The sequence below is a fragment of the Allohahella marinimesophila genome, from assembly GCF_039538005.1.
GTDB lineage: Bacteria > Pseudomonadota > Gammaproteobacteria > Pseudomonadales > Oleiphilaceae > Allohahella > Allohahella marinimesophila.
This window is the reverse complement of record NZ_BAABBO010000009.1, coordinates 152,893-176,560: the sequence shown is the minus strand read 5'-3', so window position 1 is coordinate 176,560 and position 23,668 is coordinate 152,893. Positions and strand designations below refer to the sequence as shown.

Here is a 23,668-nt window from a genome sequence, read left to right as displayed (position 1 = left end):
ACAGACAGGAGAGCAATACATGGATTCATTCAGCAAACGGGTCAAGCGGTTCAGTAGCCGAATCGTCCGAACGACAGCGCTCGGAGCAGCAGCCCTTATGACAGTGGGTGCCTTACTGCCCGCACAGGCCGCAACGGTCGACCTGCTGGTGGTCTATGACGACGAGTCCAGAAACCGATTCAATGGTCAGGTTGATACCGCAATGCGGGGCTGGGTGTCCCAGGTCAACAATATTTTCAGCGCCAGTCAGATTGATATCCAGTTCCGCCTGGTGGGCACCATGCACCGGAACAGTCCTGGCAACAGCATGGGCGAAGTGCTCGGCAACATTCGGGTCGATGGCGCTATTGCGCAGAAGCGCAGGGAAGTCGGTGCCGACTATGTTACACAGTTACACCGCACGGGCGCCTGTGGAGTCGGGTATGTTGCGGTGTCCCGCGACTGGGCCTTCAACGTCGTAGGGCCAGGCTGTGGCGCACAGGTGCTGGCACATGAGCTGGGTCATACCATGGGTCTCTCACACTCTCGCCGCCAGGGCGACGGTGGCGGTTCACGCTTCCGTTATGCGCTTGGTCATGGTGTAGACGGCGTATTTGCCACGACGATGGCCTACCCGGGCGTCTTCAATACCCAGTGGGTGCCGATGATGTCCAACCCTCGTCTGAGTTGCAGGGGCTTGCCTTGTGGTGTCCCTGCTGGTCAACAGAACGAAGCTGACGCGGCCATGGCGCTTAACAACGTACGTAACGAGATTGCCGGCTTCCTGTCTGCGCCCCAGGGTCAGGCTGTCTACCAGCTCAGAGCAAGGCACAGTGGTCGTTGCCTTGATATAGCCAACTGGTCGACTGCAGACGGTGCCAACATTCTGCAATATGATTGCCACGGTGGAAATAATCAGCGTTTCCGTATGCTCGATGCCGGTGATGGCTATGTCTTCCTGCAGAACGTGCATAGTGGCAAGTGTGTCGATGTGCAGGGCGTCTCACGCGGTGCCGGTGCCAACGTTCATCAGTGGAGCTGTCACGGCGGCGACAACCAGAAGATCAGGATGGCCGATCTTGGTGGTAGTCTCAGGCACCTGGCTTTCAAACACAGTGGCATCTGCCTCGATATTTTCGGGGGCGATCGAAACAATCTGGCCAATGCCACGCAGTACAACTGCCACGCTGGCGACAATCAGCGTTTCTATCTGGAACAGCTCTAAACCCAGATATCGTGGGCGCTCGCCAGGGGCGCCCATGATGGGTGCCGTCGCTTAGCCTTATTCCATTCCATTGAGTCTTACCTCTCCACCACCATCCATTTCATCAAGTGCAAGAAATCGCGTCCTGGCGAGAACAGGGTGAGGTGGATTGCATGCTACGATTCTCCAGTGGCTTGTATAGTTGCATCCGCTTTTATGCCATCAACAGGAGGGTCTGCCATGGCGAAAACTGATAGTTCGCCCGTGAGTCTTACCGGCCACTTCACTGGACAGGTGTGGTGTCGTCATGATCTGTCGCCCCCACACCTGGGGTCTGGCCTGGGTCGGGTCCTGTATCGAGCGCAGCAGCCCTTTGGATGGATCAGCCAGCAGATTTATGGCAGTAACCTCGAATCCATGCTGTTGGTCAGGCACCAGCTCATGGACGACCTGGTTCGCGCGGACATTGAAAATGGCACCACTCAGATCCTGGAAATAGCCAGCGGGCTCTCAGGACGTGCGCTGCGAATGCTGGAGGCTTATCCGGACAGAGACCTTCGCTATATCGAAGCTGACCTGCCACAGATGATGGCCTGGAAACGCGAGCGGCTCACGCCTGCCCAGAAGCAGGATAAGCGTCTGACGCTCTGTGACATCAATATACTTCGTGAAAGTGGCGCCATGAGTCTGCCGTCAGTTCTGGCTGCCAATGTCGATCCGGCCAAGCCTTTGCTGATCATTACTGAAGGCCTGGTGAATTATTTCAGGCTGCCTGTGATACATGAGTTCTGGCAGAGGCTTCACGCCGAGTTGTCGACTTTTCCCAGCAGCAGCTACCTCTTCGAGATCTGGCCACGTCTACCAGTGTATGACGAGTCGAAGATGCTGAAGCTCGGCCTGGTCGCTATCGAAATGCTGACGCGTCAGCGGGTTCCTCTGCATTTCACTGGGGAACCAGAGATCGTCGAGGCGTTCGAGGCAATAGGGTTTCCGCAGGTGGACGTCATCAATCCCGACCATACCGAGATCGGTCGCCAGTTTGGGGCGCTGCAGAAGTGTCTGTTCAGAGTGGTGCGAGCCAGTACCTGAAAGTCATTGAACACTCTGTGCTGGCGGTTCGGACGGGTATAAAAAAGGCCGGCGATCATACGATCGTCGGCCAATGGGAGAACAGAGGCCGCCACTTGGGTCAACGGCCTCGGTCCAGCGCCTTTCGCTGTCAGTCCAGCGGGGGATAGGCGTTTTCGGTCAGACCAGGCCGCTCAGACCTCCTCGGCCATGCCCGGTGTAGCCAAAGCTGTCAATTGATACATCCATCATGTTGGCAATAGATACCAGCAGTTTGGTATGGGCATCGCCGTCGAAATCCAGGTAGCGACCGGTCTGCAATGCACCACCAGCATTGCCTGCCAGGATGAACGGCATGTCCTTGTGATCGTGGTCATTACTGTCGCCCAGCTCCGAACAAAGGAAAATGATGGAGTTGAACAGCAGGCTGTTGCCATCGCTATCCAATCGGCTGTCCAGGCTTTCGATCAGGTAGCGAAACTGCCGCATGAAGTACTGCTTGTACTGGACGAATTTCTGGGCAGTCGCACTATCACGATTACCGTAGTGCGAGGTGTCGTGATGTCCCTGGTCGATGTTTTCTACACGGGTAGGACTGACCGGGTGCGACCACATCAGGGTCGCGACACGGGTCATGTCACAGGCGAAAGACTGGGTTATCAGATCCATCTGCAACTTGCCGATCGTCTCGAAATGCTCGTCGAGGTGTATCTTGGGTGGGTACCCATGCCAGCCTTCAGGTACGGTAAACCCACCGCTGTTGAAGTTGCCAGTGGTGCAGACACCACCCTGGCTGCCGCCATCAAGAATGCGCTGCTCCACTTCACGAACACTGGCCGTATGTTTCTCCAGCTTTTCGCGTTCGTTCGTCCCCAGCCGGGCATTCAGCCGGGTCAGCATCGTCGGATTGGACGACAATCGATTGTTTTGCCGAGCTTATGTGGACCCGTTCACACTGATCGGCTAAACCCAGCCAAGCCGCATGGCTTTGACGACGCAAGCTGTTCTGTTGGTCACCTCAAGTTTCCTGAACATTCTTCGCAGGTGGGTGCGCAGGGTGGAGCCGGAGATACCACAGGCCTGGCAGATCTGGCTGTTATCGATGCCTTCTACCAGTTTCTCCAGCACATCGACTTCACGCGCGGTCAGCATTTCCACGTCTGCCATTGGTGCCGGGCGGGGCAAATCGAGAGTGGCCGCGTTGTCGGTGATGCGACGACAGATCGTGTCGATTTCATCTTCGGTACAGTTCTTCAGAAGCGCGCCACGGGCAAACGAGTTGCGCACGCGCTCCAGCAATAGCGCATCGAGGCGTTCAAGCAGGACCACGACAGAGAGCTGGGGCTGGCTCCGCTGAAATTCGTCAAGCAGCGCGAACACACTGCCGGACCTCAATTGGATATCGACAAAGACAAGGTCGAAACGGCAGCTCTTGAGGGCCGACCTGGCCTCACCGCCACTAGCCACCTGAACGATGTGGGAGCCTGGTATTCGGCGTTTGATAGCGGCTCGAAAGCCGTCGGCATAGAAGGGCTGATCTTCGATGAGCAGGAAACGCAGAGGTGTTTTCATGGGAGTGTCTTCATCCTTGAACGGCATCACGGTCACCCTGACAGCGTAGCGCGCACTGTCTCCGAGAGCCGTCATCATAGCGGACGAGTCTTCGCTGCCTATTGGCTATAAGGCATATCTATGATCGGAATGTGACCGTTATCCGGTCAGGCTTCGAATAAGCCTTTATGATTGCATTTAGTTAACCTTATAAAAATAGTGCAGCAGGATCAGGGACTTGGATATGACTGTTCACGAGGCGTATGCCCCTCAGCTTGAAGATGACCGCCAGCTACTGATGACCGAACCAATGCAGGGTCTGTTGTCGTTTCTGCTGATCGAAGACCACCCCATGTACGCCGAAGGTTTCCGATCCGCGGTGCACAGGATATTTCCCAAGGCTAGTCTTCAGGTCGCGACTAGCGGCTCAGCTGCGCGGCCACTACTCACACATCAACCTTTCGACCTGGTGTTTCTCGACATCAATCTGCCAGACGTAAACGGCCTGGATTTGCTGGTGGACCTTCAAAACGAGGGTATCTGGCAGCCCATCGCTATTCTGACGGGGGCGGTCGATGCACTGGCAGTAGAGACGGCAAGGCGTCGTGGCGCGCTTGGGCTGATTTCGAAGCGAAGTGACGATGCCAGTCTGGAGTCAATCTGCAGTCGATTGCTGGCAGGTGACACGGTGTTTGAAATGGGTCTGTCTCATGTCTGCCCTGGGGAAACGCTGGACGATATTACCTCGCGGGAGCTGGAAGTGTTGCAGAAGCTGGCAACCGGTCTGGAAAACAGCCAGATCTGCAAGGAACTCGGTATCTCCGATTCTACGCTCAGGACGCATCTGCGAGCCCTTTTCCAGAAAATGCAGGTGCCAAACCGAACTGCCTGCGTCGTCAAGGGAATCCGCCTGGGCTGGGTCTGATGTCTCCTGTTTTATCAGTCATAGGCCTGACCTTGCTCTGGCTGATCGCCTGTGCAGGCACGGCCTCGGCTTCTCTCGAAGACGAGTCGGCGAGCCCGGCGCTTTTGCTGACGTCAGCCGCCCTGAAGACCGGAAACCTCTCCCCATATCTTTATAGCCTGCCGGACCAGCCGCAGCGCTCACCGTCAAGTGTCATGTCGCTGCCACTGTCAGCCTGGGAGCCGCCTGACGGATCTGTCTTCAACGAAGGCTTCAATGGTCATGGATTCTGGCTCAGGGCAGACCTCGCTACTTTATCGATGCTTGCCGATGATGAATGGGTGGCGGTGCTGCATAACACGCATGTGAGCGAGTTGCGGGTCTGGTGGGTCGAGTACCCTGCGGCAAAGCCACTTGAACTGGACACATCACAGGACCGTCTGGCTTATCCTGGTCGCTACCACATCGTGCCCCTGAACATGGAAGCTGAGCGCCGGTACACGCTGTTCGTTTATATGAAAACTGACTGGGCCTCTCAGGCTCCGATGTCAGTGGTTCCGTATTCCAGACATCTTGTCAGCGAACTCGAAACGCTGTCTGCCCTGCATTTTGCACTCGGTGCGCTGGGTATACTGGCGACTATTTCACTGATAGTCGGGTGGGTGCTACGAGATGCTGCTTTGACCTATTACAGCGTGTTTATCGGCTGCATAGCACTGGTTCAGGGCAGTCTTCAGGGTGTGGGTGCACAGTGGGCTTTCTCTGATAACGAATGGCGTTCAACCGGGCTCATCTTTACCTTTATAACGCTGGCGGAGATGGCGGCAATTCTGTTCACCCGTGAGCAAATGCGCACTCGTGGCAATCGCTCGTCCTCGACCCGAATCTTGTCGACCATGATCTGTCTGTCCGCTTTCACATGGCTGTCAATGATCATGTTTCCCATCCCGGTTCACTGGTTCTGGCAGCTCATCATTCTCAAGGCCCTCGCCTTTGTCGCGGTCGGTGTATGGATCGGCATCTATAGCAGCCTGAGGCAACACTGGGCGGCCATCTATTATTCTGCAGGCATGGTCATCTTCTTCATCGGCACTGTTCTGCTGGCGCTCAATAAAGTTGGCTGGCTGCCCATGACCGTGTACACCGAGCATCTACAGCTATTCGGCAGCGTGGCGTCTTCAGTCATCTTCCTGCTCTCGGTGAGTGAGCGGGTCAAGTTGCAGCGTCGTTCGAAAATGCAGGCCAAGCAACGAGCGCTCGATTACGAATTGATGGCGCGCTCTACCCAGGCTCGTTTGCTCGCAGTGGAGCGCCAGACCTCGGAAGCGCTCGAGCAGCAGGTGAGTGCACGTACAGTAGAGCTTGAACTGGCGCTGGCAGAGCTACAGCGGGCGAAGCAGGAAGCCGAACAGGCAAACGAAGAGAAGGCCCGCTTTCTGGCGGCAGCCTCGCACGATATTCGCCAGCCACTACATGCCCTGGCTCTGCTATCGGAAGGGCTGCCGAAATCTGGCAGACGGCCCACCGGCAATTTGCTCGAGACCAGCCGCTATATGCGGCAGGCCGTGGGAGACCTGGTGAATCTCATCGATACCCTGTTCGATCTGTCGAAGCTCGACAACGATCTGCTCGAGCCTCAGTTGCAGTCATTGTCTCTCGGGCCGCTGTTGCTCAGCTTTACCGAAACAATGCGGCCTGTCTGCACCAAGGCTGGTGTCACGCTGGTCTTCGAACCTGTACGTCTTGAGGGCCTGGCTGCCAATGCGGACCCGGTGCTGATGTTTCGGATATTGTCGATCCTGGTGGACAACGCCGTTCAACATGCCAATTGCAGCCAGTTGACGATAGCCGTGTTGCCTAATAGCGAGCGCAGTACCTGTGAAATTCTCGTAACCGACAACGGCATAGGCATCGCTGCCCACGAACACGGCCCCATCTTCGAAGCCTTTTACCAATTGCATAATCCAGAGCGAAATCGAAGCAAGGGCATGGGGCTTGGACTGGCGCTCTGCAGACGCCTCACCGAAGTCATGGGGTTCTCGCTGACGCTGGAGTCCACGCCCGGTGCCGGATGCCAGTTCCGTATCGGCCTGCCTGTCGTGCACGAACAGCCTTCGACCCCACAGCTCATGGACGATTCGAGTCCGGACTGGATAGCGAGTTCAAAGCTCAGGGTGCTATTGGTAGACGATGATTATCTGGCGCGTAAAGCCACCAGATGCTTGCTGCTGAACTGGGGCCTGGACTGCCATGCCGTCGCTTCCACGCCCGCGGCGCTGCAAGCGCTCACGGACCAGTGGGAACCAGATTTTCTGGTGCTCGACTTTCGCTTGCCGGGGGAAGACACTGGCCTGACGTTGGCTCGCACTCTTCGTGCGCGCCTCCAGCGCGACATTCCGGTGCTCATCGTATCAGGTGATATTGGCGTTACCATAGACGACCGCTCGATTGTACTACTGCACAAACCCTTGAAACCCAGCCGCCTGCGGGCAGTCATCGAAGGTTTTATCCGCAACGCCGGCGATGTTGTGCCGGCCGAGGCAATATCGGAAGTTTGATTCGCAGCTGGCATTTCACATTTATGGATAGTCGATGCAGGTACTCGAGCAGATCTATCAACAGGAATCCCGGCGGATTCTGGCTACGCTGATCCGTCTGCTTGGCGACTTCGCCCTGGCGGAAGAGGCATTGCAGGAAGCGTTTGCAGCGGCCCTGAAACAGTGGCCCACGGCCGGTATCCCGCAGAATCCGCGCGCCTGGCTGGTCTCGGCCGGTCGTTTCAAGGCCATCGACCAGCTCAGGCGAAAGGCTCGCTTCGATGCCTCCCTGGCCGAGCTCCAGCTCGAACTACTGAGTGAAGCAGCACAGCTCGCGCCTACTGAAGAAGATGACAGCGAGATCGAAGATGACCGTCTTCGTCTGATCTTCACCTGCTGCCATCCAAGCCTGTCGGAAGAAGCTCAGCTTGCGTTGACACTACGTGAGGTGTGCGGTCTCACTACCGAGGAGGTCGGCTGTGCATTTCTCGTGAAACCCGCCACCATCGCCCAGCGTATCGTCCGCGCAAAGAACAAGATTCGTCAGTCCGGGATTCCCTACGAAGTGCCTGATGACGCGCAGATGCCGACGAGGCTTCGGACGGTACTGCATGTCATATACCTGCTGTTCAACGAGGGTTATTCAGCGTCTATGGGCGATACCGTTGTCCGACAGTCGCTGTGTGACGAAGCGATTCGCCTGTGTCAGCTGCTTCACGGCCTGTTGCCTGAGCGTGAAGTGGCAGGGCTGCTCGCACTCATGCTGCTACAGCACTCCCGCAGTGGCGCCAGAGTGTCTGCGGCGGGTTCGCTGATCACGCTTGAAAAGCAGGACCGAAGCCTGTGGGATCGAGAACGGATCACCGCTGGACTCGCCCTCATCGAGCCTGCGCTCTCTGGTGGGAATCCAGGGACCTATGCTGTCCAGGCTGCCATTGCCGCGCTTCACGCTGAAGCTGCCAACTACGCAGACACTGACTGGCCGCAGATCGCAGGACTGTATGGCGTCCTGCTCCATTTTCACCCATCGCCGGTGGTTGAGCTGAACCATGCGGTGGCTATCGCCATGGCTTTTGGCGAAGCGCAGGGCCTGGCGAGAATCGAGGCCCTGCTCAGCCGTGGGGAATTGACTGACTATCATCTGGCTTACGCCGCTCAGGCTGATCTCTATCGGAGGCTCGGAAATTATCCTGAGGCGAGAGCAGCCTACCAACGTGCGCTGTCTCTGACCCGGCAGGGACCAGAGCAGGCATTTCTGCACGCACGACTGGATGAACTGCCTGGGTCCTGAAAAATCTTGCCGAAGTTTGTCGATTCCGTATCCACCCAGTCGACTATTGAGTGTTCCCCGCCCGAAACGTGATAAGCGTTTCAGAAGGCCCTGGCTTATCAATCATGGAGTAGTGCAATGAAATACCTTGCCTTGGTGTATTACGACGAGCAGAAGATGAGTGCCATGTCAGAGAAGGACTGGCATGCACTGAACCGGGAATGCCTTGCCTGTGGCGAGAACCTTCGGGCGAGTTCGATCATGATCGGGGGCGAAGCCTTGCAGACAACTGACACCGCCACCACGGTTCGGGTCAGAGACGGAAAGGTCACGATCACGGATGGTCCATTTGCCGAAACCAAGGAGCAACTGGCGGGCTTTTATATGCTTGAGGCACGAGACCTGAACGAAGCCATTCAGGCGGCCAGCAAAATTCCGCCGGGCCGCTACGGATGCGTCGAAGTCAGGCCGGTTCGCGAATTGGATCCAGCGCTGTTCGAGGCGCGGTAATATTTCACATTGTTGAGCTGTACTGCTCGATACGCCAGCGAAGTGCGCCACTGGTAGCCTAGGTTCTGACGCGTTGATGTTCACGATCAACGCTTCAGTGAACCCTGACCCTACCAGAATGATGGAGCACTACAATGAAAACACCAAGCCTCAGACAGTCTGTAATCCTGCTGGCCTTTCCGCTGGTCACCGCCGTTGGTGTCTCGCCAGCCTACGCAGCAGATGCCAAGGTCTACCCCGGATCGATGGCTGTGAAATATTCAGGCCCGACCCCGACCTACAGCTGGGGGATGATCAATAATCCCTCCTCGAGCTCGTGGATGTATGTCGACCTGCCGGTCATCAATGACGATACCGGCAGCGGAATCGACTTATCCTGGGTGCAGGTCCTCGACCGCCACTACAGCAGCGACGTCCGCTGCTCCATCATCACCGTGTACTGGAACAATTCGGCCGATGCCATCTATGGCTATTTTGGTCCCAATCGTTACAGCACCGGCTCGAGCAACAATTCCCAGACGCTGTACACCGGTTCGGCTACCCATGGCAGCAGCCGACATGAGTATTTCAGCTGCGCAGTGCCGCCCAGCTATGCCGGTCAGACATCATCCATCGTGTCTTACTACGTTTCAGAATAGACGCCACTGGCCCGATGCTGACCTGCTTTGGGTTCTGACAGGCACATGGATGTGGCTGTCGTCGTCCAGCAGGGTATGACAGGGTAAGGAGATGATCATGAAAACATTTACAGGCGCAAGCCTTCCTTATATGGCAGCGGCTGCTGTCGGACTGGCCGTTCTCGGCTGGAGCCAGATGGGGAAACAGCACAGCGTTCAGCCCGAGGATTTCGCGCGTACGCCATCAGCACCGACTTCGCCGCTCGTTGCAGTGACGCAGCAGGAACAGACGGGCGGCGCAGCGGCAGAGATGTCTGCTGAGCTCATCACCGAGGTGAATACGCTACGTGAACATGTGGCGACGCTCGTCGAACACCAGAGCCTGACGCAGGAGGAGCTCGATGTTCTGCGAAACAGTATTGCTAGCGACGCATCGGTACTGGAGACTCACGACGAGCGCACAAGCACGCCGGAAGAGGAAGTCGTGGCTCTTGAAGCCCGCTTCTCGCAGATGGATGCCTATCTCGAGCGCGAGACGCCTGATCCCCAATGGGGCGCCGATACCAGGTCGAGCATCGAGAGCAGCATCGAGCAGGCGGAGCTGACAGGGGTGACACTGCTCGAGTCCAACTGCGGTACCACACTATGCAAGGTCAAGCTGAATCTTCCAGCAGATCTCACCCCTGAAGACAGTCTGCAACGGCTGGCTACCAGGCGTACCTGGGACGGCGCCACCATGTTCAGGCTTAGCGGAAGCGGCGAAGCGGATTTCTACATTGCCCGGGTGGGCCATGAGCTTCCGGTCGGGGAGTGATCAGCTGACTGGCCCGCATCCAGTGTGCGGGCGCCGTCAGGAAATGCCCTCAGTGAGGCAGAGGGATGAGATAGATGAACCCGCCAATCTTCAGCATGTACATGTGTGACCCCTCGTAGGACATCACGGTCATTGTTTCCAAAGAACGTATGGCCTGTGTCTTGACAGGAAAATCGATATCCCTGGGTTTGAGGGGCTCGCGATTTTCATCCACCACGACCGGCTTGCCTTCACGATCGAACATGATCGCGAATGGCAGGTATTCGCCTTGCATCTTTGAGTCAGTCGCTGTCCGCATACGCTGGTCATTCTTCTGTTCTGCTGCGCAAGCCGTCAACGATAGTCCCATCAGACTAGCGATCAGAAGCCCACACAGACGATTCTTTCCAGTCGATCTTGTCATGGCATTAATCCTTTGCATTGAGGAATCAGAACGAGAACTGCACTCGTCCATAGAGGAATCGGCCGGGATAGAACTGCAGGAAATCACCGTCCGAACGAATGATGGTGCGTTCGACATCACCGACATTGTCGATACCAGCCTCCACCATCCCAAAGCGTCGTGGCAGTCTGTACTGCAACGCGATATTGCCGATCCACACGCTTTCCCTGCCGCGCTGCGAAGCGGTCTGCAGGGTCTCGATATTGAGCAATGACGTTCGTGTCTGCTGGCGCAGATATTCTGCCTCCAGCGTCAGCTGCCAGCGCTGATGGAACAGATGGGCTGCGAGTGGTAGACGAGTAGTCTTTCGACGATCGGTCTCGCCGACGGCGCCTTGTAAGTAGGGCAGGTGCGCATGGTCGAACAGCAGCCGGCTGCTGAGCGTAAGCCAGGGGTTCACGATGTGGTTGAGATAGACTTCGGCCGATTTTTCCCTGACAGATCCAGATGCCGCCTGAATGGTCTCGTTACCGCCGGCGATGCGGAAGTCGAGCTCACGAAGCATGAGCTGTACGCCGGTGAAAGTCGCCGGGCCTGTCCTTGCGTCCACCCCAAGACCGTAGTTTTTGGCATCTGCAGTGTCGAAATCATCCTCGAACTGGTTGAAGCCAGCAATGCTGGTTGGCTCGATGGTCTGCTTCGCGACAGGCTCGCGTCTGAACGTGCGGAAGGCGGCCAGACGAAAGTCGAGCGTGGGAGCCGGCGAATATACCACCCCGAATTTCGGCGACCACTGTCGCAGGTCGCTGTCATCGTCAGATGTCAGCCGGTTTAAGGCGAGGCCGAGTTGCAGCGAGATGTCCGTCAGCGCGTGTGCTGTCAGATAGGTATAAGCGTTGTCCTGCTGAACGCGAGTGGCGGACTGAAACAGGATACTTAACGGTGGTCCGGGTGGAATTGACTGCACCGTCGTGGCGACTATATCGCGATCGCTTCTGAGTGTGCCTGCGCCACTGACCGTCCAGAACTCGCCGAAGTGACCGACGTGCTGTAATTCAAGCGAATAGGGACTGTCTTCCAGCTCAGAATCGATGGCGACGAACGGCGCCGGACTGTCGGCCTGGGTTTCAGTGAAACGCTGCCTGATCGCAGATACGAGCAGATGCTGGTCGGGTGCAATGCTGGTGCGACCACCCACACGCCAGGTATCTGTCCGTGTATCGGCATTCAAAGTGCCCAGGCTGTCTGGGTCGGCTAGAAAGCGCAGATCACCGCGTGTCCAGTCAAATCGGCGAAACTCGAACTGAAGGCTGGTGTCGGCCGAAGCCTGCCACTGTGCGAAGGCGTTATAGATCTTCTGGGTCTGTTCTGCATCGTCGCGAAAGCCTTCAGTGTCATAGTAATACTGCCCGAGGCTGAAGCTGACCGGCCCCTGCAGATAATTCACTACCGCATCGTTACCCAGCGTCGAATCAGCGCCGGCCAGCGCGCCAACTGTTCCGCTTAGTCCGTTCTTGAGATAGAGCGGGTGGAACTCGCTGAGGCCCGGCCGTTCAGGACCGAGGCCAGATACGATGTTGAGATCGGTTTCGCTGAGTTGCGGTGGGATAGGATACGCACTCAGAGGCTGCCATAACTGGGCCTGCAATAGCTCCGACACACTGGCGCTATCCAGCTGGGCCTGGCTGCGGTACACATCTGCCAGCAAACGGTGACCCTGAGCGTTCGTCGGATCCTGGCGAAGGGCGCGATAGCCTTCATTTACGACCTGTTCGCGTAGGCCGAGCTGGCGATAGGTCCGTGCCAGGGCTGCGGTTCTGGAAGCACTGTCGCTGGCCATGAGTGGTGGCGCCCGGATCACACTACGATTCGGGTCGAGGCTGCGCGCCTTCTCGAAATGGTCAAGGGCACGAACCGGATCGTTGTTCAGTAGTTGCAGTACGCCCTGATAGAACAGTGGTGTGGGATCGAGGGGGTCGAGGGTTTCGGCCAGCTGCCACTGTGTCGCCGCCCGGTCATCCTGGTACGCAGCAAAAAATACTTCACCGAGTACGCTTCTGAGCAGACTCCGGTTCGGGTGCAGACTGATGGCGAGGTCAAGCTCGGTTCGTGCATCCTCGGCTCGACCTTGGCGCAAGGCCAGGAGGCCAAGGCCGAGATGAGCTTCAACAGTGCCGGGGTCGGACTCTACCGCCTGCTTCAACAGATCTTCTGCATCGGAGAGCTCGTGATCGAATAGCACCAACAAGCCAGCAAGACTCAGGCCCCGGGCGTTCTCTGGCCCTAATGCCAGCGCCTTGTCGACCGCCTGCCTTGCACCTCGCAGGTCGCCCACCAGAAGCTGAGCCTCAGCGAATCTTAGCCATGCAAGGATGTTGTCGGGTGCGAGTGCGACAGCTTGACCTGCACTCTTCAGTGCAGCATTGAGCTGCGAAGCCGCCTGCCATGCGAGCGACTGTGCGATGACAGTGGCGGGAAGTTCAGCGGCTTCCAGCCCTTCGCGCGCCAGACTCAGTGCAGTGGCAGCCTGCCCGCGAGAGGATGCCGCTACGCTGAGAAGTGCAAGTTTCATGGCTCTGAGCTCGGGAATACCCGATTTCATGGCAGCCAGCGCCTGCTCCGCCTGCGAGACCTGACCCCGTTCGAGCATACGCGCAGCGGTCTCCAGCACAGAGGCAGCCTCGGCTTCGCGCGGGAACGCCTGCAACTCGTCCACCGTCAACACCGCTGGAAAGTGCAGGGACCACTCGACTTTGTCGGTGGGGATGCCAGAAGTTATTTGCAGGTCGGCCGTCTTGCTGTCTGCGAGTACCGATTGACCGGCTGCGAGCTGCAGGGTTCTGTCAGCATTCGATGCACTGAGTGCGCCTTCGATCACACCCACGCCACTGACATCGTCATCTGCCCAGACAATGAATTCGGTGCCGGATACGGCGGCATTCACAAAGGGGGCGGAAATACCGAACTGTACGCGGGTGCGACTGAAGAATCGCGCGACACCATTGCGGATCGTTAGCCAGAACGATTCGGTATCTGTCGATTCAGGAAAGCTGAGCAGAGTGCCCGGTCCAAGACGAACAATAGTGTTGTTGCTCAGACGAAGGGTGGCGCGACTATCGGTGCCGGTACGCAGGAGACTGCCAGGACAGATCTGCTGGCTGACTGCCACGATCTGCCATTGAGCGTCGGCAGCAGTCTGCCATTCAACAGCGCCGTCGGCAGTAACGAGTTCGGCCTGCCAGTTGTCACAGGCGAGCGTGGCCTGTGACAGCAGCGTGAGCCCAAGTGCCAGGGAGGACAGCAGTGTGGCTGAGCGAAAATGCCAGTACCGGGTCAAGCGCATGGATACTCCATAGACATGGGTAACGATGACGCCTCGACAGCTACTTCAGAACATACCTGAGACATACCCATTCTGGTAGCTGTACTCCGAAAAATCCAGCTAACTTTGCACACCGATCGGGCGGATTTGTAACTGCTTTCGGGCACTGACTGACAAGCGCTATTTGCTGTTGATCTCGATCGGAAGCAGGGGCCGAGTAGGCTCTGCGCTCTTTTCAGACCTCAGATATTCGCGATAGAACAGCGCAGGTCCGTCGCTTGGGCACTGGGAAAGACCATCGGCGAGATGCGCTAGCGCAGATGATATATTGTTCTGCGCAAGGCTTTGCTCCACTTTGTGGAAGAGTTCGAAATCAACCTTTTCCATAGGCGGGAGTGTGTACAGGCAGACCGTCCGCTGCTTGCCATACAGGCGAAACTGACCGAGATAGCGGAGTTCGTCAGCGCCCGTCTCCGTGCAGGAGTCGCTGACGAGTATGTCAGTTCCGAGCAGCTTGTTCAGGCCTTCGATACGAGACGCGGTGTTCACCAGGTCTCCCACGGCACGGTATTCGAAATGCCCCTCCGCGCCGTAATGTCCAAGCATGACATTGCCCGCGTGCAGCCCCATGCGGGTGTACATTGGCGTCGCCTGATGCTGTTCGTTGAAGCGCTGGATTGACGCTCGCAGGTCCCTCAATGCCGGTGTCAGTGTCTGCATGACCTCCTCCCGGCTGACATCTGTCCAGAGCGCAATCACGCCATCCCCGGCGACATCCGAGATGAGCCCCCCATGCTGCCGAATCGGTGTGATGAGGGCCTGGTAGTAATCGGCCATCAAGTCGCTGAGTGTGGGGGCTGACAAGCGCTCTGCAAGCGCCGTGTAGTTCGTCGCGTCAGTGACCAGGCAGACGCCGAAGAGCTCCTGCTGGCGCGGTAAACCCTGTCGCTGTGCAATCAGACGCTGAATCTCGCTGGGTGGCAGGTATTGACCGAAAGTCTCTTCGAGCGCCGCGCGCTTCCGGCGGCTTTCGCGCAGGTTGTGATGGAAGCTTGTCAGGGCCAGCGCAGGCAGCAGAAAGAGTAGCGGTATGACCACTGGAAGAAGCAGGTCGAAGATGATGAAGCAGGCATAGGAGAGCAGGGCGTAACAGACGGCGGCTAGTGTCAGACCGGTGGCTGAGTGCTTGGGCAAGCGCTGGACTATCACCCAAAGCAGGATACTCCAGACCACGAGAATCACGGCCTTTGCGGAGGGGGCAGGTGTTCTGATGGCGCGCCCATCACGGAGATTGGCATAAGCCGTAGCGGCCAGTTCGACGCCACTGAGATCAAGACCACTGTCCTCGCTGAAAGCGGTCACGAAATTGTCCCGCTGTCCGGGCTGAAAGCTGGCGGCAAATCCGATGAAGACGGCGGCATTGCGCAGCAATGGCAGATAGGCCTCAGGACTCGTCAGAAAGCTGTGCAGCGCAATAGTACTGATCGTGCGTGGGGGACCGTAGAAGTTGAATAATGGAAACTGATTCGCGACCACCAGCTGAGTATGAGGATGCGTTTGCTGCAGGACGGTGAGCGGTAGGATCGGCCGGGCGGGGGTACCGAGAAAGAGAGGATAGCGAGTGATGGTTGTGGGTACCTTGGGCAGCGCAAAGGGGGCGGTCGCTGTGGCGGCCTCTGCAAATAATGCTGCTGGCTCGACCACACGGTCAGCCAGTAAGGCTTGCTGATGCGTCCCGGTGTCGAGTGAATACACTCGCCGTTCGAGACTGGCGAACAGCGTGACATGGCCAGCGGTCCGAAGTGCCTCCGCAAAGCGTTGGTCACCATCAGTGTCAACCGATTCGGTATCGAAATAGATGTCGAAGGCCACGGCTATGGCATCGTCACCAAGCGCCTCGAGTGTGCTGGCATACAGCTCGCGGGACCAGGTCGTCATCTGTGCCGGCAAGTCCATCGCCTCGGCGGTCTCCTCGGTAATCGAGAGGATGACGACACCCTCAGGCGGCGGCAGCGGCCCCCTGAGCTGGAACAGGCTACTGAGCCCAAGCGTCTCTTCCTGAGCTTGTCCCCAGATGGAGAATTCGAGCACGAGGGCGAAGAGAGCGAGCACAGCGAGCTTGACCGTCAAGCGGCGGTCTGTTCGAGGACTGAGCATCGCTAAACGTGGCATGTTATAATGTACCCAGCCATGTATCGAGAACCGCAGGACTGCCAGCAGTCTGTCCACAGGTCCTCCTGAAATAGTCAGGCAGAATCATCATGAGCGCACTGTCCAAAGTACCTCTCTTCGCTGGCCTCGCTGCCTCCGATATCGACTTGCTCGAGTCGAGCGCCAGACCGCGTACCTTTCCCAAGCATACAGTCATCATGACCGAGGGTGACGAGACTGATTCGCTCTACGTCGTCGTCAGTGGTCGCCTCAGGGTGTACTGTTGCAACGACGATGGCAAAGAAATCACGCTGCGCGACCTGCATGAGGGCGACTGTTTCGGCGAACTGGCGTTACTCGGCGATACGGAGCGTTCGGCTTCAGTGATTACGGTCGACTCCGTGCGGTGTCTCGTTATCAGTAGTCAGGTTTTTCGGGAACTCATTTCGAGCTCGCCGGAACTGGCGCTGAATCTCATTCGAAATCTTGCTTCGCTGGTCAGGCATCTGACTGAAAATGTGAAGAGTCTTGCCCTGCTGGACGTATATGGTCGGGTCGCTCATACCCTGCTGGAGCTGTCCGATCTTCAGGAGGGGGAGCGCGTGACGTCGATACCGATGACACAGCAGGACATCGCCAGCCGCGTCGGCGCAAGTCGTGAAATGGTCGCCAGGATTCTGAAAGATCTGGAGGCGGGCGGCTATATCTCCACCAGCAACAAGCGGATTGTCATCCGTGAAAAACTGCCTGCGAAATACTGATATCACATTTGTAGTGTTCGATTAATAATTAAACAGCCGCTTCGATCTTCGTCGTGACTGTGGCATACTATGCGCCGCTTTTTCGGCACATTCCTGCTGCCATCTTACTTCACCATCCGGGGCACGCCTTTGTTATCTACCGCCAACATCACCATGCAATTCGGCGCCAAGCCGCTTTTCGAAAATGTCTCAGTCAAGTTCAGCGACGGCAACCGCTATGGTCTGATCGGCGCGAATGGCTGCGGCAAGTCAACCTTCATGAAAATTCTTGGCGGTGATCTCGAGCCGACGGCCGGCAACGTGTCCAAGGATCCTGGAGAGCGCATCGGCAAGCTGCGGCAGGACCAGTTCGCCTTCGAAGAATTCAGCGTCATCGATACGGTGATCATGGGTCATACGGAGCTCTGGTCGGTGAAGGCCGAGCGTGATGCCATTTATGCCAATCCAGACATGACGGAAGCTGATGGTATTCGTGCCGGCGAACTCGAATCCGAGTTCGCTGAAATGGATGGCTATACTGCCGAAGCACGGGCCGGTGACCTGCTGCTTGGTCTGGGTATTCAGACCGAACAACATTACGGTCCCATGAGTGAAATCGCCCCCGGCTGGAAGCTGCGAGTGCTGCTTGCGCAGGCGCTGTTCTCCGATCCGGATATCATGCTGCTGGACGAACCGACTAACAACCTGGATATCAATACCATCCGTTGGCTCGAAGGTGTGCTGAACAACCGCAACTGCACCATGGTCATCATCTCGCACGATCGTCACTTCCTGAACAGTGTGTGTACACATATGGCGGACCTTGACTACGGCGCCATCCGTGTGTATCCCGGCACCTACGATGAATACATGATTGCAGCCACGCAGGCCGCTGAGCGCCTGCAGGCTGACAATGCCAAGAAGAAGGCGCAGATCGCTGAACTGAAGTCCTTTGTCAGCCGTTTTTCTGCCAATGCCTCCAAGTCAAAGCAGGCGACGTCACGGGCCAAACAGATCGACAAGATTCAGCTGGCCGATATCAAGCCATCAAGCCGGCAGAACCCTTATATCGTTTTTGATCAGGACAAGAAGCTGCACCGTTTGGCACTTGAAGTGGAAGGTCTGGCGAAAAGTTTTGACGAAGAGTTGTTCCGCGGCCTGAATCTGACAGTCGAAGTAGGTGAGCGCATCGCCATTATCGGCCCGAACGGTATCGGCAAATCAACACTGCTGAAATGTCTTGTCGGTGATCTCGAGCCGAATGCCGGGACAGTGAAGTGGTCGGAAGGTGCAGAGCTCGGCTACTACGCACAGGACCATGCCGCTGACTTCAAGAGCAACGATACGCTCATAGAATGGATGCAGCAGTGGGGGCGTGAGGGCGACGATGAACAGGTCATCCGTGGCACGCTCGGTCGCTTGCTGTTCTCACAGACTGAAGTGAAGAAAGCCGTTAACGTTATCTCGGGTGGCGAGCAGGGCCGAATGATCTTCGGCAAGCTCATGCTGCGAAAACCGAACATCATGCTGTTGGATGAGCCGACCAACCACCTTGACATGGAGTCGATCGAGTCACTCAACCTGGCTTTGGAAAACTATCCTGGCACCCTGCTGTTCGTTAGCCACGATCGTGAGTTCGTCTCATCGTTAGCCACGCGAATCATCGAGTTGACGCCCTCGGGAATCGTTGATTTCCATGGTACCTATGATGACTATCTGCGAGCACAGGAGCAGGCGGCATAGGCCAAATGGCCTTTCAGAAATTACTTACCAAAAGCATCTGTAAAAGCCAAACATTACGGATCAGTATAGAAAGCACCTGAATAGATATTCCAAGCGGTATCAGGATCTTGGAGGCGGTCTGGTCACAAGCCAGCCCGCCGGATCGAACGCGTTCCACACCGGAACGATACAGGAGCTTTCAATGCAACTTTCACAACAATCAAGACTACGGGTACGGCCTGCGGCCATGCTGCTTCCTCTGGTAGCTGCCACGCTCTCCCTGGGCGTACAAGCCTCTCCCCTGAAGAACTCAACCGCTGTAGATAATTTCTGGAGTGGTCCAGCCAAGTTCTTCGAATGCCGCTTTGGTATCCTCAATAGCACGCCTTTTGGTCTCCCACGCTGCATGGCGGCAGATAATATTGTCGAGCATCTCAAGATGTTTGATGACATCGCCAAAGCCAATGGTGGTAACAGGGCCGCAGGCCTGCCTGGTTACGATGCTTCGATCGACTACGTCAAGGCGGAGCTCGAAAAGGCTGGCTACGAGGTGAAGTTGCATGCCTTCCCCTTCAACGCCTTTTACCCACAAGGTCCGGGCGTCTTGCAAATCGACGGCACGTCTTATGTGTTCGATACCGACTTCACATATCTCACGCAAACTGAAGCCGGAGATGTGACAGCGCCTGTTCAGGCGGTTGATCTGCAGCTGGGAGAAGGCAATACCTCATCGAGTGGTTGCGAGCCCGAAGATTTCGCTGAATTCACAGCAGGAAATATTGCCCTCGTGCAACGTGGCACCTGTGCCTTTGGCGACAAGGCTACCAATGCTGCAGCGGCTGGTGCCACGGGTGTCATCGTCTTCAACCAGGGTGACGTGCTCGATGATGAGGGCCGTACAGGTCTGATCAACGCCACACTGGGCGATGCCTATGCAGGTGGGATTCCGGTTGTCTTCGCGACCTACGACCTCGGCCTCACGCTGTCAGAGAGCGCCGGCGTTCCAGTGAACCTGGTGGCAGATGTCGTGCGTGAGCAGACTGAAACCTTCAACCTGACTGCTGAAACCAGTGGTGGCAATCCGGACAATGTCATCATGGTCGGTGGTCACCTGGACTCTGTCTTCGAAGGACCAGGCGCGAATGATAACGGTTCAGGTAGCGCGGCGATCCTCGAGCTGGCCCTTCAGATGAAGAAAGCCCGTTTACGTAACAAGGTTCGCTTTGCCTTCTGGGGTGCTGAAGAAGCTGGTCTCGTCGGTTCGACCCAGTATGTGCTGGGGCTCACTGATGCCGAGAAGGCGCAGATCAAGGTCTATCTCAACTTCGACATGATCGCCTCGCCCAACTATGGCTACTTCATTTACGACGGCGACGGCTCGACCTTTGGCCTGGAAGGGCCTGCAGGCTCCACGGCCACGGAAAAGCTGTTCGAGAAGTATTTCGCCATCCGCGGCCTGCCGTTCGAGGGTTCCGAAATCAGCTTCCGTTCTGACTATGCGCAGTTCTTCGAAGAAGGCATTCCCTTCGGCGGCCTCTTCACGGGTGCCGAGGAGCTGAAGACTGAAGAACAGGCTGAAAAGTTCGGTGGAACCGCAGGGGAGGCCCTCGACCCCTGCTATCACGCTGAGTGCGATGATATCAGTAATATCGATATGGAAGCGCTCGAAATCAACGCGGACGCCATGGCCTTCGTGACCAGCTGGCTATCTTTGACCACCAAGCCGATCGATGAAGAAATTGCCGTCACACCCGATCCGGAGACGGGCGACAATCGCATGGCGCTCAGCGTCAAATCCAGCGCGTTCGACAAGACTCACTGGGGCCATCACTGGATCAAATAGACTTCCTTCATAAGCCCCGAAAGGGGCTTTTTTTCGCCTGCAGGTTTGACCGCTAAAGCACCTTTCCCCGTAGGGACTTGGTCTTCCCGCGCTGCGTCTTCTTGTCTACACGTTTTCGCTTGGCGGATCGGCTTGGCTTGGTTTTTCTTCGCGCTTTCTGAATCGCTGTGGCCTCGCGGATGAGGTTGGCCAGACGTGCCAGCGCAGCCTGTCTATTCAGCTCCTGACTGGTGTGTTCCTGCGCCTTGATGATGACAACGCCATCCTTGGTCACACGATAGTCACTCATTTGCAGGAGACGTTGCTTATGGAAGTCGGGCAGCGTCGAGGCCTTGATGTCGAAGCGCAGATGGATAGCGGTGGACACCTTGTTGACGTTCTGGCCACCGGCACCCTGGGACCGCATGGCCTGAAGATCGATCTCGGTATCCGGTATCGAGACTGATTCAGAGATAAATAACATGCTGTACTCCATTCCTGCGGATCTGTCGGGCAGTGTAACGCGCCGCGAATGCGCCCTCTGAGAGCAGCGAGCCCTAAGCCGGGCTCATCTCCTCAGGTTTGGTACTGACGCGCTCGAAGGCCAGGAAGGGATGTGAAAATTCATCGAAGGCCAGTTCGATCATCGCCGCGGCGACTTCGCTGGCGGCTATTGGCTTGTAGTGCCTTGCCGGCCCGACGAGTGCAGGCTTGATGACCCGGCCCAGCAGCTGACCAACGCCCTCAGCTACCCGTGTTTCCTCGCGCTCACCCAGCAGGAGCGATGGTCTTACAGCGATGGCGCGCAGATTGGATTTCCGGTCGGTCAATTTTGCAATATCACTCTCGGTTTCGCCTTTCACTTTTAGATAGAAGCTCGTTCGACTCTTTTCGTCGGCACCGATGGATGAGACCCAGATGAACCGCTGTGCACCAATGTTCCTCGCGAAACGTGCCGCCGCGACGACGAAGTCATGATCGACCCGGCGAAAGGCTTCCTTGCTGCCGGCGGTCTTCATCGTCGTTCCAAGCGCGCAATAGACATGTACGACCTTGCCATCCGGTGTGGTCTGGAAAATCTGGCTGATGATATCCGGATCGGCAAGGTCGGCTGGTGAACAGCGGATCTGCCGCAGCCGCAAACGGGCCGTCATATCCGGAATCATCTCGCTGAGCAGGTCTGCATCGAGCTCATTTCGCACGATAGCCACGACCAGATCGTAGCGACCCGACTCACAGGCCTGGCGAAGGATGTTTCTGCCAACCAGGCCAGTAGCGCCGAATACAATGGCCTTGGTCCTGACTATGTCCGCAGTCTTCTCCGTCAAACTAACTTCCCTCGTAATTCGATAACCAGATGAATTGATATGGTGCCAGCTTAATCGGAGTCATCCTGTCTTCATAGCTCTTTCCGCCAACGAGATCCCGCCAGACCTGGGTGGCAAACAGGTTCAACTCTGACAGGGGAATCGTCTGTGGCTGATTGCTGATATTGAATACAGCGAAGATGGTCTGCTTTCGCTCAGGACTTTGTCGCCAGAACGCAAAGATGCTCGGGCCGAGATGCAGAATGTACTGGATCGCGTTCGGGTGAAAAGCTGGCTGTCGCTGTCGCAGACGAATCAGCTTGCCGATGGCAATAAGCACTTTCGCATGATGCAGGCTCTCGTCGTGCAGGCGAGACTCGAGCTCTTCGGCGTCCCACAGGTGTCGGTTGATCGAGCGGAAGTGCCCGGTATTAGCCACGCGCGCGTGGTCATTTTCGGTAGCGATGAGGCTATGGAAGTAGAAGGCAGGCACGCCTTCCAGTGCGAGCATGACAGCATGCGCACAGACGAACCGGTCGAACTGAAACTCGTCAGGTCCCGATTTGCTGGTCCCCGCCATTGCATTCCACAGGCTGATATTGATCTCGTAAGGCTTCTGTTCACCATCGAGGCCGGTGCGATAACTGACTTCACCACCGAACTCGCGCATCGTGCCGACCAGGCTCTGGATTTCCCACTCAGAGAGCAGGCCTTCAGCTGGCCGAAGCCCGATGCCATCATGCGAGGCAATAAAGTTGAAGTAGGCGGTACCGGCCTGAGACGGCGGCATGGTGAGCAGCCAGCTCTTGAGATAGGTGCAGTCGCCTGTCAGCAAGGTGTTGATCAGCAGTGGTGGCAGCGAGAAGTTGTAGATGAGATGGGCTTCGTTGGCGTTACCCAGATAGGACAGGTTTTCGCTATTCGGAATATTGGTCTCAGTGATGATGACAGCCTCGGGCTGCCTATGCTCGATCAGCAACCTGAGCAGGCGAATGATCTCATGAGTCTGCGGCAGATTGATGCAGGTGGTGCCCGGCACTTTCCACAAAAACGCCACCGCGTCGAGCCGGAACCAGGTTATTCCCTTGTCGAGATAGAGCTTGATGATGGTAAGAAATTCGCACAAGACATCGGGATTGCTGAAGTCCAGATCCACCTGGTCGTGGCTGAACGTGCACCAGACATAGCGGCTGCCCTGTTCATCGACTACTTCCTTGAGTAGTGGCGATGTCCTAGGTCTCACCACAGCGGTCAGGTTGGCATCAGGCTCAGCTTCGAAAAAATAACTGGCACCCGGATCCAGGCGCTTCTTGTAGTTGTCGAACCAGCGCGATCGGCTGGAGCAGTGGTTGATCACGAGATCGCCCATGACCTTGAAGTCACCGGCCAGACGCTCGACATCTTCCCAGCCGCCATGAGACGGATTGACCTCCGTATAGTCCATGACGCTAAAGCCATCATCGGAACTGTAGGGGAAAAAGGGCAGCAGGTGGACCAGGCTGACAAGACCCTGGTAATGCTTGTGCAAAAATCCGTGCAGCGTCGCCAGCGGCGCTTCGTCCGGACGCCTTACACAATCGGCGTAGGTGATAAGCGCGATATCCTTCTGGTTCCACAGGTTGCGGTGCGGCATAGGCGTCGATTCATCGCCCTCCAGGCCGATGCTCTTCAGGCAGCGGGCGGATACCGTTCGCGTGTCGTGCTGTGGATACAGTACTCGCAGATGCTGCTCTATTCGGGCTTCAAGATCAGTCTGTGCTTCCATTAC

At 56.8% G+C, this 23,668-nt stretch carries 19 protein-coding genes; 11 read left to right on the top strand and 8 right to left on the bottom strand.

The annotated features are described in order from the left end of the window. The first annotated feature begins 19 nt into the window (after nucleotides 1–19). Both ABD735_RS09430 and ABD735_RS09425 read left to right on the top strand, forming a co-directional pair. Nucleotides 20–1,204, top strand: coding sequence for an RICIN domain-containing protein (locus tag ABD735_RS09430; protein WP_344805673.1), 1,185 nt, complete (start codon nucleotides 20–22; stop codon nucleotides 1,202–1,204). Nucleotides 1,205–1,423: 219 nt separating this feature from the next. After that, the gene (locus ABD735_RS09425; protein ID WP_344805671.1) at nucleotides 1,424–2,272 is read left to right on the top strand and encodes a class I SAM-dependent methyltransferase; all 849 of its coding nucleotides are present in this window, start codon (nucleotides 1,424–1,426) and stop codon (nucleotides 2,270–2,272) included. Nucleotides 2,273–2,431: 159 nt separating this feature from the next. On the opposite strand, the gene ABD735_RS09420 is transcribed toward ABD735_RS09425, so the two are convergent. After that, nucleotides 2,432–3,169: a DUF1552 domain-containing protein gene (locus tag ABD735_RS09420; protein ID WP_344805668.1), complete on the bottom strand. Its 738-nt coding sequence runs from the start codon at nucleotides 3,167–3,169 to the stop codon at nucleotides 2,432–2,434. 45 nt (nucleotides 3,170–3,214) lie between these two features. After that, on the bottom strand, nucleotides 3,215–3,901 hold the full coding sequence (locus tag ABD735_RS09415; protein WP_344805666.1) for a response regulator transcription factor: 687 nt from the start codon (nucleotides 3,899–3,901) through the stop codon (nucleotides 3,215–3,217). Nucleotides 3,902–4,046: 145 nt separating this feature from the next. On the opposite strand from ABD735_RS09415, the gene ABD735_RS09410 reads away from it, so the two are divergent. The 6 genes from ABD735_RS09410 (at nucleotide 4,047) to ABD735_RS09385 (ending at nucleotide 10,454) form a co-directional block, all read left to right on the top strand. Then, complete coding sequence (locus tag ABD735_RS09410) at nucleotides 4,047–4,727, top strand: response regulator transcription factor (protein WP_344805664.1); 681 nt, start codon at nucleotides 4,047–4,049, stop codon at nucleotides 4,725–4,727. Continuing rightward, nucleotides 4,727–7,264, top strand: coding sequence for a hybrid sensor histidine kinase/response regulator (locus ABD735_RS09405; RefSeq protein WP_344805662.1), 2,538 nt, complete (start codon nucleotides 4,727–4,729; stop codon nucleotides 7,262–7,264). The genes ABD735_RS09410 and ABD735_RS09405 overlap by 1 nt, the downstream gene beginning before the upstream one ends. Before the next feature lie 34 nt (nucleotides 7,265–7,298). Continuing rightward, nucleotides 7,299–8,534 carry an RNA polymerase sigma factor gene (locus tag ABD735_RS09400; protein WP_344805660.1) on the top strand — a complete coding sequence of 412 codons (1,236 nt, stop codon included), beginning with the start codon at nucleotides 7,299–7,301 and terminating at the stop codon, nucleotides 8,532–8,534. 117 nt (nucleotides 8,535–8,651) lie between these two features. After that, entirely contained in the window at nucleotides 8,652–9,023 is a 372-nt protein-coding gene (locus ABD735_RS09395; RefSeq protein WP_344805658.1) for a YciI family protein, read from the top strand. A gap of 134 nt (nucleotides 9,024–9,157) precedes the next feature. Next, a complete protein-coding gene (locus tag ABD735_RS09390) occupies nucleotides 9,158–9,661 on the top strand; it encodes a hypothetical protein (protein ID WP_344805657.1) in 504 nt (167 codons plus the stop codon). A gap of 97 nt (nucleotides 9,662–9,758) precedes the next feature. Continuing rightward, a complete protein-coding gene (locus ABD735_RS09385) occupies nucleotides 9,759–10,454 on the top strand; it encodes a hypothetical protein (RefSeq protein WP_344805655.1) in 696 nt (231 codons plus the stop codon). A 49-nt stretch (nucleotides 10,455–10,503) separates the two neighbouring features. On the opposite strand, the gene ABD735_RS09380 is transcribed toward ABD735_RS09385, so the two are convergent. The 3 genes from ABD735_RS09380 to ABD735_RS09370 form a co-directional block, all read right to left on the bottom strand. Beyond that, nucleotides 10,504–10,857: a hypothetical protein gene (locus tag ABD735_RS09380; RefSeq protein WP_344805653.1), complete on the bottom strand. Its 354-nt coding sequence runs from the start codon at nucleotides 10,855–10,857 to the stop codon at nucleotides 10,504–10,506. Nucleotides 10,858–10,882: 25 nt separating this feature from the next. Continuing rightward, nucleotides 10,883–14,179 carry a TonB-dependent receptor domain-containing protein gene (locus tag ABD735_RS09375; RefSeq protein ID WP_344805652.1) on the bottom strand — a complete coding sequence of 1,099 codons (3,297 nt, stop codon included), beginning with the start codon at nucleotides 14,177–14,179 and terminating at the stop codon, nucleotides 10,883–10,885. A gap of 159 nt (nucleotides 14,180–14,338) precedes the next feature. Next, nucleotides 14,339–16,330, bottom strand: a complete 1,992-nt coding sequence (locus tag ABD735_RS09370) for a CHASE2 domain-containing protein (protein ID WP_344805650.1) — start codon at nucleotides 16,328–16,330, stop codon at nucleotides 14,339–14,341. Between the two features lie 89 nt (nucleotides 16,331–16,419). Here ABD735_RS09370 and ABD735_RS09365 point away from each other — a divergent pair, with 89 nt between their 5' ends. The 3 genes from ABD735_RS09365 (at nucleotide 16,420) to ABD735_RS09355 (ending at nucleotide 20,614) form a co-directional block, all read left to right on the top strand. After that, nucleotides 16,420–17,070: a Crp/Fnr family transcriptional regulator gene (locus tag ABD735_RS09365; protein ID WP_344805648.1), complete on the top strand. Its 651-nt coding sequence runs from the start codon at nucleotides 16,420–16,422 to the stop codon at nucleotides 17,068–17,070. A gap of 129 nt (nucleotides 17,071–17,199) precedes the next feature. Beyond that, the gene (locus tag ABD735_RS09360) at nucleotides 17,200–18,792 is read left to right on the top strand and encodes an ABC-F family ATPase (protein ID WP_344806345.1); all 1,593 of its coding nucleotides are present in this window, start codon (nucleotides 17,200–17,202) and stop codon (nucleotides 18,790–18,792) included. 181 nt (nucleotides 18,793–18,973) lie between these two features. Further along, nucleotides 18,974–20,614, top strand: a complete 1,641-nt coding sequence (locus ABD735_RS09355) for a M28 family metallopeptidase (RefSeq protein ID WP_344805646.1) — start codon at nucleotides 18,974–18,976, stop codon at nucleotides 20,612–20,614. A gap of 52 nt (nucleotides 20,615–20,666) precedes the next feature. On the opposite strand, the gene arfB is transcribed toward ABD735_RS09355, so the two are convergent. From arfB to ABD735_RS09340, 3 genes are all read right to left on the bottom strand, one after another. Next, complete coding sequence (gene arfB / locus ABD735_RS09350; protein WP_344805644.1) at nucleotides 20,667–21,077, bottom strand: alternative ribosome rescue aminoacyl-tRNA hydrolase ArfB; 411 nt, start codon at nucleotides 21,075–21,077, stop codon at nucleotides 20,667–20,669. Nucleotides 21,078–21,150: 73 nt separating this feature from the next. Beyond that, nucleotides 21,151–21,921, bottom strand: a complete 771-nt coding sequence (locus tag ABD735_RS09345; RefSeq protein WP_344805642.1) for an NAD(P)H-binding protein — start codon at nucleotides 21,919–21,921, stop codon at nucleotides 21,151–21,153. 1 nt (nucleotide 21,922) lies between these two features. Then, nucleotides 21,923–23,665 (bottom strand): alpha-amylase family glycosyl hydrolase, encoded by a 1,743-nt coding sequence (locus tag ABD735_RS09340; RefSeq protein WP_344805641.1) that lies wholly within the window; start codon nucleotides 23,663–23,665, stop codon nucleotides 21,923–21,925. Between the last annotated feature and the right edge of the window lie 3 nt (nucleotides 23,666–23,668).

Coding starts and splice junctions, on each gene's coding strand:
- ABD735_RS09385 (WP_344805655.1), top strand. CDS start 9,759: ATGAAAACATTTACAGGCGCAAGCCTTCCTTATATGGCAGCGGCTGCT.
- arfB (WP_344805644.1), bottom strand. CDS start 21,077: ATGTTATTTATCTCTGAATCAGTCTCGATACCGGATACCGAGATCGAT.
- ABD735_RS09380 (WP_344805653.1), bottom strand. CDS start 10,857: ATGACAAGATCGACTGGAAAGAATCGTCTGTGTGGGCTTCTGATCGCT.
- ABD735_RS09405 (WP_344805662.1), top strand. CDS start 4,727: ATGTCTCCTGTTTTATCAGTCATAGGCCTGACCTTGCTCTGGCTGATC.
- ABD735_RS09355 (WP_344805646.1), top strand. CDS start 18,974: ATGCAACTTTCACAACAATCAAGACTACGGGTACGGCCTGCGGCCATG.
- ABD735_RS09375 (WP_344805652.1), bottom strand. CDS start 14,179: ATGCGCTTGACCCGGTACTGGCATTTTCGCTCAGCCACACTGCTGTCC.
- ABD735_RS09395 (WP_344805658.1), top strand. CDS start 8,652: ATGAAATACCTTGCCTTGGTGTATTACGACGAGCAGAAGATGAGTGCC.
- ABD735_RS09340 (WP_344805641.1), bottom strand. CDS start 23,665: ATGGAAGCACAGACTGATCTTGAAGCCCGAATAGAGCAGCATCTGCGA.
- ABD735_RS09400 (WP_344805660.1), top strand. CDS start 7,299: ATGCAGGTACTCGAGCAGATCTATCAACAGGAATCCCGGCGGATTCTG.
- ABD735_RS09365 (WP_344805648.1), top strand. CDS start 16,420: ATGAGCGCACTGTCCAAAGTACCTCTCTTCGCTGGCCTCGCTGCCTCC.
- ABD735_RS09430 (WP_344805673.1), top strand. CDS start 20: ATGGATTCATTCAGCAAACGGGTCAAGCGGTTCAGTAGCCGAATCGTC.
- ABD735_RS09410 (WP_344805664.1), top strand. CDS start 4,047: ATGACTGTTCACGAGGCGTATGCCCCTCAGCTTGAAGATGACCGCCAG.
- ABD735_RS09390 (WP_344805657.1), top strand. CDS start 9,158: ATGAAAACACCAAGCCTCAGACAGTCTGTAATCCTGCTGGCCTTTCCG.
- ABD735_RS09425 (WP_344805671.1), top strand. CDS start 1,424: ATGGCGAAAACTGATAGTTCGCCCGTGAGTCTTACCGGCCACTTCACT.
- ABD735_RS09370 (WP_344805650.1), bottom strand. CDS start 16,330: ATGCCACGTTTAGCGATGCTCAGTCCTCGAACAGACCGCCGCTTGACG.
- ABD735_RS09415 (WP_344805666.1), bottom strand. CDS start 3,901: ATGATGACGGCTCTCGGAGACAGTGCGCGCTACGCTGTCAGGGTGACC.